The organism is Pseudomonas sp. MPB03 (assembly GCF_046605385.1).
Classification (GTDB): Bacteria; Pseudomonadota; Gammaproteobacteria; order Pseudomonadales; family Pseudomonadaceae; genus Aquipseudomonas; species Aquipseudomonas zanjanensis.
Window position 1 is genome coordinate 6011068 of the sequence record NZ_CP176770.1, and the last position, 12444, is coordinate 6023511.

14 protein-coding genes and 1 pseudogene are annotated in these 12444 nt (G+C 63.4%); 3 read left to right on the top strand and 12 right to left on the bottom strand.

Translation table 11 applies throughout. The annotated features are described in order from the left end of the window. Positions 1-98 precede the first annotated feature (98 nt). The gene (locus tag ACLH0I_RS26165; RefSeq protein WP_411385759.1) at positions 99-1979 is read left to right on the top strand and encodes a TonB-dependent receptor domain-containing protein; all 1881 of its coding nucleotides are present in this window, start codon (positions 99-101) and stop codon (positions 1977-1979) included. A gap of 138 nt (positions 1980-2117) precedes the next feature. Here the strand turns inward: ACLH0I_RS26165 and ACLH0I_RS26170 are convergent, their stop codons facing one another. The 12 genes from ACLH0I_RS26170 to nrdR form a co-directional block, all read right to left on the bottom strand. Continuing rightward, positions 2118-2903: a cobalamin-binding protein gene (locus ACLH0I_RS26170; RefSeq protein ID WP_411385760.1), complete on the bottom strand. Its 786-nt coding sequence runs from the start codon at positions 2901-2903 to the stop codon at positions 2118-2120. Then, on the bottom strand, positions 2903-3322 hold the full coding sequence (locus ACLH0I_RS26175; protein ID WP_411385761.1) for an MFS transporter: 420 nt from the start codon (positions 3320-3322) through the stop codon (positions 2903-2905). The genes ACLH0I_RS26170 and ACLH0I_RS26175 overlap by 1 nt, the downstream gene beginning before the upstream one ends. Further along, entirely contained in the window at positions 3319-3936 is a 618-nt protein-coding gene (gene ribA / locus ACLH0I_RS26180; RefSeq protein ID WP_250962612.1) for a GTP cyclohydrolase II, read from the bottom strand. Before ribA ends, ACLH0I_RS26175 begins: the two co-directional genes overlap by 4 nt. A gap of 266 nt (positions 3937-4202) precedes the next feature. Continuing rightward, positions 4203-4961 carry a substrate-binding periplasmic protein gene (locus ACLH0I_RS26185; protein ID WP_411385762.1) on the bottom strand — a complete coding sequence of 253 codons (759 nt, stop codon included), beginning with the start codon at positions 4959-4961 and terminating at the stop codon, positions 4203-4205. An 11-nt stretch (positions 4962-4972) separates the two neighbouring features. Next, positions 4973-5476, bottom strand: coding sequence for a phosphatidylglycerophosphatase A (locus tag ACLH0I_RS26190; RefSeq protein WP_053125805.1), 504 nt, complete (start codon positions 5474-5476; stop codon positions 4973-4975). After that, positions 5473-6438 (bottom strand): thiamine-phosphate kinase, encoded by a 966-nt coding sequence (gene thiL, locus ACLH0I_RS26195; protein WP_411385763.1) that lies wholly within the window; start codon positions 6436-6438, stop codon positions 5473-5475. Before thiL ends, ACLH0I_RS26190 begins: the two co-directional genes overlap by 4 nt. A 22-nt stretch (positions 6439-6460) precedes the next feature. Then, on the bottom strand, positions 6461-6961 hold the full coding sequence (gene nusB, locus ACLH0I_RS26200; protein ID WP_186707683.1) for a transcription antitermination factor NusB: 501 nt from the start codon (positions 6959-6961) through the stop codon (positions 6461-6463). After that, the gene (gene ribE, locus ACLH0I_RS26205; protein WP_411385764.1) at positions 6958-7434 is read right to left on the bottom strand and encodes a 6,7-dimethyl-8-ribityllumazine synthase; all 477 of its coding nucleotides are present in this window, start codon (positions 7432-7434) and stop codon (positions 6958-6960) included. Before ribE ends, nusB begins: the two co-directional genes overlap by 4 nt. A gap of 214 nt (positions 7435-7648) precedes the next feature. Next, positions 7649-8740: a bifunctional 3,4-dihydroxy-2-butanone-4-phosphate synthase/GTP cyclohydrolase II gene (ribBA, locus tag ACLH0I_RS26210; protein ID WP_053125811.1), complete on the bottom strand. Its 1092-nt coding sequence runs from the start codon at positions 8738-8740 to the stop codon at positions 7649-7651. 16 nt (positions 8741-8756) lie between these two features. Beyond that, positions 8757-9419 (bottom strand): riboflavin synthase, encoded by a 663-nt coding sequence (locus tag ACLH0I_RS26215; protein ID WP_092204487.1) that lies wholly within the window; start codon positions 9417-9419, stop codon positions 8757-8759. A gap of 46 nt (positions 9420-9465) precedes the next feature. Further along, positions 9466-10599, bottom strand: coding sequence for a bifunctional diaminohydroxyphosphoribosylaminopyrimidine deaminase/5-amino-6-(5-phosphoribosylamino)uracil reductase RibD (gene ribD, locus ACLH0I_RS26220; protein ID WP_186707685.1), 1134 nt, complete (start codon positions 10597-10599; stop codon positions 9466-9468). Further along, positions 10596-11060 (bottom strand): transcriptional regulator NrdR, encoded by a 465-nt coding sequence (gene nrdR / locus ACLH0I_RS26225; protein WP_163006734.1) that lies wholly within the window; start codon positions 11058-11060, stop codon positions 10596-10598. Before nrdR ends, ribD begins: the two co-directional genes overlap by 4 nt. Positions 11061-11187: 127 nt before the next feature. Here nrdR and ACLH0I_RS26230 point away from each other — a divergent pair, with 127 nt between their 5' ends. Further along, positions 11188-11652 (top strand): YbaY family lipoprotein, encoded by a 465-nt coding sequence (locus tag ACLH0I_RS26230; protein ID WP_186707686.1) that lies wholly within the window; start codon positions 11188-11190, stop codon positions 11650-11652. Next, a pseudogene (locus ACLH0I_RS26235) lies at positions 11649-12299 on the top strand (class I SAM-dependent methyltransferase); the annotation flags it as partial. The gene ACLH0I_RS26230 and the pseudogene ACLH0I_RS26235, both read left to right, overlap by 4 nt. Positions 12300-12444 lie beyond the last annotated feature (145 nt).

A 12444-nucleotide genomic window follows, 5' to 3' on the forward strand; every position in this document is an offset into this window, starting at 1 on the left:
CGGTGTGTCAGCCAATCATTAATTGACTGATCTCCCGCTATCGCGAGCAAGCTCGCTCCCACACTGGCTTGGTGTGAATCAGCATGATCGGAACATCAATGAAACGCCGCCTCACCCTAGCCCTCGCCCTGCTCCCCATCCCCAACCTGCTCGCCGACACCTTCGAACGCGACCAGGCCCTGAAGCTGCCCGACATCGTCATCAGCGCCAACCGCCAGGTCGAGGCCCGCAATGACAGCAGCGCCGCCAACACGGTCTTCACCCGCGACGACCTCGACCGCCTGCAACCGGCCAGCGTCACCGACCTGCTCAGCCGTGTGCCTGGCGTGCAAGTGGCGCCGCTGGGTGGGCGCGGCAGCCTGCCGGGGATTTACATTCGCGGCACCCAATCAGCCCAAAGCCTGGTATTGGTGGACGGCCAGCGCATCGGCAACGCCACCTCGGGCGACAGCAACCTGCAACGCCTGAACATCAACCAGATCGAGCGCGTGGAAGTGCTGCGCGGTTCGCGCTCGGTGATCTACGGCGCCGATGCGGTGGGTGGGGTGATCCAGATTTTCACCCGACGCGGCAGCGAGCAAGGCCTGCAACCGCGCCTGCATGTGGGGGTCGGCAGCCACCAGACCTGGGAGCGCAGTGTGGGCCTGTCCGGCGGCGATGAGCAGACCCGCTTCAACCTCGGCGCCAGCCTCGACGACAGCGCCGGAAGCAATCGGACCCACGAGTCCTACGCCAGCGACCGCGACAACGATGCCAATCGCAACCAGTCCTTCAGCCTGAGCCTGAGCCATGCCGCCAGCGATGACTTGGAAGTTGGCCTGAACCTGCTGGATAACCGCGGCAAGAGCGAATACGACAACCCGTTCGGCCGCTTCGACCCGGCCACCTTCGAATCTCTGCCCCAGCAACCCTATAGCGAGTTTGCGGTGAGCAGCTTCAGCACCTATATGGACGGCCGAATCAACGACAGCTGGAAGTCGCGCCTGGAACTGGGCCACAGCGAAAACCGCGAAAAAACCTTCGACAAGCTCAGCGACGTCCGCGAAGTCTTCAACACCTACCGCGATTCCGTGACCTGGCAGAACGACGTGACGCTGGACGAGCGTAACAGCCTGATCGTGGGTGGTGACTGGTATCAGGACCGGGTCAACAGCAGCACGCCGTTCGACGAAGACAGCCGTTGGAACCGCGCAGCGTTTATCCAGCACCGGTTCCAGGCCGAAACTTTTTCGACAGAGCTGGGCCTGCGCCGCGACCAGAACCAGCAATTTGGTGGACAGAACAGTTGGAGCGGCACCCTGACCCTGCCGGTCAACCCGGACAACGACGTGCTGCTGACCTACAGCGAGAGCTTCCGCGCGCCAACCTTCAACGACCTGTACTACCCGGAGTACAGCAACCCGGATTTAAAACCCGAGACAGCCAAGAGCTACGAACTGCAATGGCGCAGCCAACTGAGCGACAGCGCCCGCCTGGAAACCTCGCTGTACCGCACCGACCTGGAGGACGCGATCATCTTTGGCCGCGACTCCCGCCCGCAGAACGTCGTCTCGGCGCGGATCAACGGTTTCGAGATGGCCTACCTGCAGGATCTGTTCGGCTGGCAGGGCAATCTGGCCCTGGCCATCATCGACCCACGGGACCGCGACAGCGGCCACACCCTCGCCCGCCGCGCCCGGCGGACGTTGAGCCTGGACCTGGATCGGCAATTCGATCGGCTGGGCCTGGGCGCCACCTGGCAAGCGGTGAGCAGCAGTTACGACGAGGAAGACAACCGCAACGCCCTGGGCGGCTATGCCCTGCTCGGGTTGCGCGGCAGTTGGGCGTTGACCCGGGAGGTGAAGCTGGAGATGAAGGTGGATAACCTGTTGGACAAAGGGTACAGCCGGGCGCTGTATAGCCATGATGGAGGGCAATATGGGTATCGGGAGGAAGGTCGGAGTTGGTTGTTTGGGGTGACTTGGACCCCGGCACTCTGATCTGGGATTTGTAGTGCCTGGGCCGGCCTCTTCGCGAGCAAGCTCGCTCCCACAGTTGGCCTGTTGTGAATATGGAATTGGCGCTCGCCACACATCCTCTGTGGGAGCGAGCTTGCTCGCGATTGCAGGCGCCGCGGTCTACCGATCTGGCGCAATCAACTCACACAACCGCGCCGTCGCCTCGATCATCTGCCCACTGGGCCGTTCCAGCCCCTTGTCGTTGACCAGCAGCAATCGCCCCTGCGCCACCGGCCAGGTTTTCCAGGCATTGAGCTGCGCCTGCTCCGTAGCGAGGATGACTTGCGGATTGCGCTGCAGCACCGCTTCCACACTCACCTGCGGAGCCGGCACGCTCAGGTCGGCGAAGACGTTGCGCGCCCCGCACACCGCCAGCGCATCACTGATGATCTGCCTGCCACCGACGGTGTATAGCGGCCGGTCCCAGACTTGGTAGAACACCGGCAACGGCGGGTCCCGTCGATAGCGCTGGCGTAACCCCTCGAGACGCACGCGCAACTGCGCCGCCCGCTGCACGCCGCGCTCCGGACGACCGAGTTGCAAGGCGATGGTTTCGATTTGCGTGATGAGTTGGTCGAGGCTGCGAGGCTCGGCGGTATAGATGGGAATGCCCAGCGTTTTAAGCTGCTCGCGCTGGGCCGGGCCGACACTGCCGGGCCAGAGCAGGAGAAGATCGGGCTTGAGGCTGAGCAAGCGCTCCATCTCCAGTTGCCCGTAACGACCCACCGAGGGCACTGCCTTGAGCACCGGCGGACGCTCACCGCCATCCAGCACGCCTACCAACAGGTCGGCGGAATCCAGCTCAACGACGATTTCCGACAGCGAGGGCGCGAGACTGACGACCCGCGAGGCCGCCATCGTCGAGGCGCTGACGGCCAGCAGCAAGACCGCCAGCCAGCGGCTCATCAGCCGAGTTGACGCGGGATGCGGTACAGGTAGAACAACACGGCGGTCGACAAGGCCAGCAGCATCAACGGCACCGCTTCCAGCCCAACGAACACCGCCAGGGCGCCAACCCAGGCCGGCAACCCGGCCACCAGCAAAGCGGCGCGGCGACGGGCCGCCAAATCAATCCAGGCCTGGGGTTCTTCGGGCGTGTCGAGGGCTTTCTGGGTGGTGATCAAGGCCTGTTTATACGGCCCGAAGAAGCGCAGGCTGACAAACATCGACGCCACGCCGGCAATGAACAGCGGCATCGCCAGCACCGGCAGAATCGCTTCGCCCTGGCCGAACACCGCGTTGATCACAAACAAGGGCAGCAAGGCCAGGGCCAGGTATTGCCACCAACTGACCGACAGCCGCCGCCGAACCTGACCGCGCGTCACGCCCGATCAACCTCGCCCTGGTGCTCGTTGCCCATCATGTGGTCGAGCTTGCTGGCCTTGGTCGCCAGGTAGAGTTTGTTGTGGGGGTTGTGACCGGTGTGCAGCGGCACACGCTCGGCCACCACGATACCCATGTCGGTCAACGCCTTGACCTTGCGCGGGTTGTTGGTCATCAAGCGCAGCGACTTGACGCCCAGGTGCTCCAGCATCGGCAGGCATATGCTGTAGTCACGCAGGTCGGCGGCAAAGCCCAGGCGTTCGTTGGCTTCCACGGTATCGGCGCCGCCGTCTTGCAGCTCATAGGCGCGGATCTTGTTCAACAGGCCAATGCCACGGCCTTCCTGGCGCAGGTACAGCAACACGCCACGGCCTTCCCGGGCGATGGCCTGCAGCGCGGCCTCGAGTTGCGAACCGCAATCGCAGCGCTGGCTGAACAATGCATCGCCCGTCAGGCATTCGGAATGCAAGCGGCCCAGCACCGCAGAACCGTCGGCGACATCACCCAGGCTCAGCACGACGTGCTCACGGCCGGTGGCCTCATCGAGAAAACCATGCATGGTGAATTGCGCAAAGGGCGTTGGCAGCTTGGAAGCGGCAACAAAAACGACAGGCACCGGTGTGCTCCTGATCTAGTACTGGAGATTCGCAGAGACGGGCATTGTAACAGCACGATCTGACAGACGCTTAGGCTGAATTATCGGCCAGTGGCCTGTGTGGTTAGTTCGTTAGTTCAAATTCGGATGCCAGAAGTCCATAACCAAGGCGCTGTGACGAGTCATAGCCCGCTATGGCGAGGAGCAGCAACGCAGGATATGGGCTTCTGGCGCCGAAGTTGACTAACAGAACTGACCACACAGGCCACTAGTATCGAAAAGTTTGATCAAGGCTTCGGTGGCTTGCCGTGCTCGTCAAAAGGATAGGGTTGCTTCCACTGTTCGAAAATCGGCTTCAACTGGCCGCTCTTCACCAACACTTCCATGCGCTGGTCAAACAGCGCACGCAGCACACGACCGTTTTCAGTGTTGGCGAAGCCCAGGTACAGCGGCAAATTAATCAACGGTGAGAGTTTGAATTGCTTGGGATCATCGGCCTTGGCGAGCACTTCTTCGATTTCCATCGACGCATCGATGTAGAAATCCGCTCGCTCATGAATCAGCATCGGCAAGATACCCACCGCCCGGTGGATCTCATTGAAACGCCGGATGTTGGGCAGGTAATTGTTGTATTCGTACCCGCGCATCCATACCAGCCGATAGTTGCCAATCGTCGCCAGGGTGGGCGTCGGCTTGGAGGCCAACCCCAGGGCATAGATATGATCGACGTCGTAGTGCCACCTCGGGTAGAGCACGCCTTCGGACTCATCCCGATAGGCGCCGACCTGCACGTCAACTTCGCCACGCTGTACCAACCCGATCGAGCGGGTGTAGGGCACACTGCGGATTTCCAGCTTGACGCCTTCGGGCTCGAACACCGCCCGCAAGATATCCCAGCCCATGCCCTGGCCATCGGCCTGGGTGTAGTCGGCCCACTCCTCGCTGGCCGCGCGGACCTTGGCGGGCAATGGCGCCGACTGGGCCGCCCCCGCTGCCACACAGGCTCCCAAACACAGCAACAGCAGTAGTGCGCGGCTTACGCCCATGCCTGGCTCCTTCAGGTGAAACACCACACCAATCCCTGCATTGCCAGCCAGGCGAAAACCCCGGCCAGTACATCGTCAAGCATGATCCCGACACCTCCGTGCACATGCCGGTCGATCCAGCGGATCGGCCACGGCTTGAGGATATCGAAGAAACGGAACACCAGAAATCCCGTCAGCAACCAGTACCAGCCCTCCGGTACCAACCACAAGGTGATCCACATGCCGACCATTTCGTCCCAGACGATACCTTCATGATCGTGCACCCTCAGGTCGTCCGCCACTTTGCCACATAGCCAGAAGCCAAACAGCATGGTGATGCCCAGCATCAACCAGTAGCCCCAGTCCGGCAACATCTGCCACAACGGTATGAAGGGTAGCGCAACCAGCGAGCCCCAGGTGCCCGGCGCTTTGGGTAAAGTGCCCGAACCGAAGCCAAACGCCAGGAAATGCCAGGGATTGCGCCAGACCGAAGGCGGAACGAACTCTGCCGGGACCTGGTTGGGATGATCTGTCACGGTGTCTCCCGAAAATGTTGATAGCCCCGTGTTTGCGGGGTGATGTCGTGCCCGACGTCGTCGACCAGCGTGACGCCCTGTCCGGCCAGTACGCTGCCGATCACATGGATCGGCCCGCCTTCGGCCTGCAACGCCGGCCATCGGCTTGGTGGCACGGCGAACAACAGCACGTAATCGTCACCACCGCTCAGGGCGGCCTGCTCAGCATCCGCCCGGCCAAAAAACGCTAGCAGAGCGTTGGACAGCGGCAGTCGGTCCCGTTCCACCTGCAAGGCCACCCCGGATGCGAGGGCGATATGCCCGCAATCGGCCAGCAAGCCATCGGAAATATCCATCGCCGCGCTGGCCTTGCCCCGCAACGCCAGGCCCAAGGCGATCTGTGGTCGCGGTGACCAATAATGAGCCAGCAGAGGCTCGGCAATGGCGGGCTCGGCGTGACGCTGGCCAAGCACCAACGGCAATGCGCCGGCGGCATTGCCCAACTCGCCGCCGACGCACAGCAGGTCGCCGGGCTGCGCGCCGCCGCGGGTCAAGGCCTGGCTGCCAGGCACATGGCCGAATACCGTCAGGGTCAGGCTCAACGGCCCGCGCGTGGTGTCGCCTCCCACCAGCGCCACGCCACAGGCCTGGGCCATCTGGTTCAAACCGCGGGCATAGGCTTGCAGCCAATCGGTGGTCACCGTCGGCAGGGTCAAGGCAAGGGTAAAGGCGAAGGGCTTGGCGCCCATGGCGGCCAGGTCGCTGACCGCCACGGCCAGCGAGCGCTGGCCGAGCAGGAACGGATCGCAAGGGTCTGGAAAGTGTACGCCGGCCACGAGCGTGTCGGTGGACACCGCCAGCTGTTCCCCGGGAGGAACGGCCAGCAGGGCGCAGTCGTCGCCGATCCCCAGCGCAACGCCCTCGCCGCCCTGCGCACAAGGCGCGGCGGCGAAGTAGTTACGGATCAGCTCGAATTCGCCCATAGTCAGTCGCCGCAAACGCCAATCAGCGCTTGAACGCCTTCACTTCGGCTTCACGCAGGCGTGGGGCGAGCTTGTCGAGCACACCGTTGACGAATTTGTGGCCATCGGTGGAACCGAAGACTTTCGCCAGCTCGATCCCTTCGTTGATCACCACGCGGTACGGCACGTCGACACGCTGCATCAGTTCCCAGGTGGACAGGCGCAACACCGCCAACTCAACCGGGTCCAGCTCGTCGATCGTCAGGTCCAGGCAAGGTGCCAGGGCGATGTCGATCTCGGTCTTGTGAGCCGGCACGCCATGCAGGATCTCGCGGAAATAAGCACCGTCGACATCACTGAAATCGTTATCGACCCGAAATTGCGCTTCGATCTCGTTCAGCGATTGCTTGGCCATGTGCCATTGGTACAGCGCTTGCGTCGCGAGCTGACGGGCTTCGCGACGCTTGACGCTTTTCGACGGCTTGCCGGCATCCGCAGGCTTTGGATCGCGCGGGTTGAAACGATCGCTTTCGTCGCTAATCACTTGGCCTCCAACTGCGCCAGCAGGCTGACCATTTCCAGGGCGGACAGGGCAGCTTCGGCACCTTTGTTACCGGCCTTGGTGCCGGAACGTTCGATGGCTTGCTCGATGGAATCAACGGTCAGCACGCCGAAAGCGACCGGCACGCCGAATTCCATGGACACCTGGGCCAGGCCCTTGGTGCATTCGCCAGCCACGTATTCGAAGTGCGGAGTACCGCCACGAATGACCGCGCCCAAGGCGATGATCGCCGCATATTCGCCCTTTTGAGCGACTTTCTGCGCAACCAGCGGAATTTCGAAGGCGCCAGGGGCGCGGATGAGGGTGATGTCGCTTTCGCTCACGCCATGGCGAACCAGGGCATCGACCGCACCGCCAACCAGGCTCTCGACCACGAAACTGTTGAAACGGCCCACTACCAGAGCGTAGCGGCCTTTGGGGGCGATGAAGGTACCTTCGATGGTCTTCAGGGTCATTCGTCAGATCTCTTAAAGAGCCAGAGCGCGTTCTATACGCGCTCCTTCAGTGATATTAGCCACGAATACTAACTTCAATCGAGGACGAAGGCCCCTGTGGGAGCGAGCTTGCTCGCGATGGCGCCAGATCAGCAACACGGTTGTTATCTGACACATTGCTATCGCGAGCAAGCTCGCTCCCACAGGAGGCCCCTTTCTCAATTGAATGAGGTCATTATTCAGAGGGCACGTATTCTACAACTTCCAGATCGAAACCGGATATCGCATTAAATTTCATCGGTGCGCTCATCAGGCGCATTTTACGCACGCCCAGGTCCCGAAGGATCTGCGAACCGGCACCGACAATGCTGTAGGTGGTCGGTTTTTTCGGCGCCGCCTGGTCGGCGGTTTCGCGGATGTGCGCCAGCAGCACGTCGCCATCAAGCGGGTGCCCGAGCAGCAACACTACGCCGCTGCCGGCCTCGGCCACGGCGGCCATGGCGGCCCGCAGGCTCCAGCGGCCGGGTTGCTTGACCATCAGCAGGTCGCGCAGCGGGTCCATGTTGTGCACCCGCACCAGGGTCGGCTCTTCGGCGCATACGGTGCCCAAGGTCAGCGCCATGTGCACGTCACCTTCCACCGAGTCGCGGTAGGTCACCAGGTTGAACTGCCCCAGTTCGCTGTCCAGTGGCTGCTCGGCAATCCGCTGAACGGTACGTTCATGGATCATCCGGTAGTGGATCAGGTCGGCGATGGTGCCGATCTTGATGTTGTGTTCGGCGGCGAAGGTTTCCAGTTCCGCGCGACGGGACATGGTGCCGTCGTCGTTCATCACTTCGCAGATCACGCCGCTGGGTTCGAAACCGGCCATGCGCGCCAGGTCGCACGCCGCTTCGGTGTGGCCGGCGCGGGCCAGGGTGCCGCCGGCCTGGGCCATCAGCGGGAAGATGTGGCCGGGGCTGACGATGTCTTCGGCCTTGGCGTCCCGGGCGGCAGCGGCCTGTACGGTGCGCGCGCGGTCAGCGGCGGAGATCCCGGTGGTCACGCCCTCGGCGGCCTCGATGGACACGGTGAACTTGGTTCCGAAGCCCGAGCCGTTGCGCGGCGCCATCAGCGGCAGCTTCAACAGCTCGCAGCGCTCGCGGGTCATCGGCATGCAGATCAGCCCGCGGGCATGCTTGGCCATGAAGTTGATGTGCTCGGCCTTGCAGCATTCGGCGGCCATGATCAGGTCGCCTTCGTTCTCGCGGTCTTCGTCATCCATGAGGATGACCATCTTGCCTTGGCGGATGTCTTCAACCAGTTCTTCGATGCTATTGAGCGCCACGCGGCACCCCCTTGGGTCAGGATTTGAGGTAGCCGTTGGCGGCCAGAAAACTTTCAGTGATGTTACCGGCTGCAGGCTCTGCGGCCTTGTCGCCCAACAGCAGGCGCTCGAGGTAACGGGCCAGCAAGTCGACTTCCAGGTTGACCCGGCGACCTGGCCGGTACGAAGCCATGATGGTTTCGCTCAACGTGTGGGGAATGATCGTCAGCAGGAATTCGGCGCCGTCCACCGCGTTGACCGTCAGGCTGGTGCCGTCGACGGTGATCGAGCCTTTATGGGCGATGTACTTGGCCAGTTCCTTCGGGGCGCGGATGCGAAATTCCACGGCCCGGGCGTTATCCGTGCGCGAGACCACTTCGCCGACGCCGTCCACGTGGCCGCTGACCAGGTGCCCGCCCAGGCGAGTGGTGGGGGTCAGGGCTTTTTCCAGGTTGACCGGGCTGCCGCTCTTGAGGTCGTTCATGGCCGTGCAGTCGAGGGTTTCGCGGCTGACGTCCGCCAGGAAACCGTTGCCCGGCAATTCGACGGCGGTCAGGCACACGCCGTTTACCGCGATGCTGTCGCCCAGCTTGACGTCGCTCAGGTCGAGCTTGCCGGTTTCGACATGGACCCGCACATCGCCGCCCTTGGGGGTGAGTGCACGGATGCTGCCGATGGATTCGATGATGCCGGTAAACATGGAGTCCTCCTCGAGAACGGGCCGCCGCTTGAGCGAAAGCCGGGAATTATACGCTGGCCGGTGGAACGGGAACGGCGATGACTCGCCAGTCATCGCCCACGGCGCGGATTTCGGTGATTTTCAGCGCCGGGGCGTCTTTCATCTGCGCCAGCGGCCAGTCCAGCAGTGGCCGCGCCGAAGAACCGAGGAATTTGCCAGCGATGAAAATCTGGAACTCATCCACCAACCCCAGCCGGGCGAAAGCCCCCGCCAGGCGCGGACCGGCCTCCACCAGCACCTCATTGACGCCACGGCCCGCCAGCTCCACCAGCAGGCGATGCAGATCGACCTGGCCGTCATCGCCGGCCACGATCATGCATTCGGGACCGTTGGCGTATTGTTCTTCCACCGCCATGCAGGTAGCGACCAGCGCCGGGCCGGCCTTGAAAAACGCCGCATCCAGCGGCACCCGCAGGCGCCCGTCCACCAGCACCCGCAGCGGCGGGCGGCTCATGACCAACGCGGTCTGCTCGGCATCGAGCCCCAGTTCATCGGCGCGCACGGTCAACCGGGCGTTGTCCGCCAGCACCGTGTCGGCGCCGGTCAGCACCACGCTGGCCTGGGCGCGCAGGCGTTGCACCGCCGAGCGTGCAGCCGGGCCGGTGATCCACTGGCTTTCGCCGCTTTCCATGGCGGTGCGGCCATCAAGGCTCATGGCCAGCTTGACCCGCACGAACGGCAGGCCCTGTTCCATGCGCTTGAGAAAACCTTCATTGAGCGTGCGCGCTTCGCCTTCCAGCACGCCGCTTTGCGTGGCGATGCCGGCCTGGGCCAGGCGCTGCAGGCCGCGACCGGCGACTTCCGGGTTGGGGTCCTGCATCGCTGCCACCACCCGCGCCACGCCGGCATTGACCAACGCATCGGCACACGGCGGCGTACGCCCGTGATGGCTGCACGGTTCGAGGGTCACGTAGACCGTGGCGCCCCTGGCATTATTGCCGGCGGCACGCAGGGCATGGACTTCGGCATGGGGCTCGCCGGTGCGGATGTGCCAGCCTTCGCCGACAACCTGCCCGTCCCGCACGATCACGCAACCGACCCGGGGATTGGGGTGGGTGGTGTAGTGACCGCGCCGTGCCAACTCCAGGGCACGGGCCATGTAATGGGCGTCGAGGACGGCCTGCTGCGCCGAGGCGGTCATTGTTTCACCGGTTCGCGGGCCAGGCGGTCGATTTCTTCGCGGAACTCGTTCAGGTCCTGGAAGCGTCGGTATACCGAGGCGAAACGGATGTAGGCGACTTCGTCGAGCTTCTGCAGCTCGGCCATCACCAGCTCTCCGACCACCAGGGACTTGACCTCGCGCTCGCCGGTGGCCCGCAGCTTGTGCTTGATGTGCACCAGCGCCGCTTCCAGGCGTTCGACGCTCACCGGGCGTTTTTCCAGGGCGCGCTGCATGCCGGCGCGCAGTTTTTCTTCGTCGAACGGCTGGCGGCTGCCGTCGGTTTTGATCAGGCGCGGCAACACCAGTTCAGCGGTCTCGAACGTCGTGAAACGTTCGCCGCAAGCCAGGCATTCGCGGCGGCGGCGGACTTGTTCGCCCTCGGCGACCAGTCGCGAGTCGATGACCTTGGTGTCGTTGGCACCGCAGAAGGGACAGTGCATGGTGGCAGGCAACAAAAAAAGGGAGGGCCATGGTAGCGCATCCCACTGGCAAGACAAGCCATAGGGTTTACGGTATACAGACGGGCTTACCGTCAGATCCATGGAATTCACCTTGCTGGAGCCACACATGCCGCTACGATCGCTCGTTTTGCTCAGTTTTTTCAGCCTGCTGATGGCGTGCAGCAGCGATGCCCCAAAGCCCGCCGCTCCTGCTCCGGCCCCCGCGCCGAAACAGGCCCAGGAAAAGGCCCGGCAGGCTACCGAGCTGGGGCCGCTGCCGGCGCATCAGCGTGAGTTGAGCGGCACCTTGCAAGGCGTACCGGCCGGTGCCGAGGTCGAATTGGCGTTGCTGGTGATCGACGAGAAAGACCGCCCGCAACAATTGCTCGCCAGTTCCAGCCTGATCGGCACCAACCAGGCCCTGCCCTTCCGCCTGCGCTTCAACCCGCAAGCCTTCCCGGTCGGCGCCCGCGTGGAACTGCGTGGCCGCGCCAGCCAGTCCGGCCAGTTGATCCTGCACTTGCCGGAGCAACGCATCAGTCAACCGACCACCCAGGCGTTGGGCACCCTGCAATTCGTCAAAGCCCCATGAATGCACCGCAAGACTTGCAACGGGCGTTGAGTGAATTGCTGGGCGACGCGCGCCTGGTGGCTTGTCCGCTACCCGGCACTGACTTGAAGTTGTGGCTGATCGACGGCGACAACATGGATCGCGCCTTCAGCCCGGAAGAAACCCGGCGCATCCTCCACGAGCCGCCCTATTGGAGTTTCTGCTGGGCCAGCGGCCTGGCGATGGCCCGCTACCTGGCCGAACAGCCGCGGTGGGTCGAGGGCAAGCGGGTGTTGGATTTTGGCGCCGGCTCCGGCGTGGCAGGCATCGCGGCGGTCAAGGCCGGGGCGCTGGAAGTGGTGGCCTGCGACCTGGACCCATTGGCGATTGCCGCCTGCCAGGCCAATGCCGCGCTCAACGGCGTGGCGCTGGGTTATTCGACGAATTTTTTCGCCGAGGCTGATCGCTTCGACCTGATTCTGGTCGCCGACGTGCTCTACGACCGGGCCAACCTGCCGCTGCTCGATCAATTCCTCAGCCGTGGCCGCGAGGCATTGGTGGCCGATTCCCGGGTGCGGGATTTCCAGCATCCGCTGTACCGGCGCATCGAAATGCTCCAGGCCATGACCCTGCCGGACCTGGCCGAGCCGGAGGAGTTTCGGCATGTGAGCCTGTACCACGCTCGGCGCTGGCTCATAGAAGCATCGCGAGCAAGCTCGCTCCCACAGGGCCCGCATGAACACTTGAGATTCCTGTGGGAGCGAGCTTGCTCGCGATAAGGCCCTGCCAATCAATACACCTCTCACTGCCACCCCGCTTTCAGCCACCCCCCAC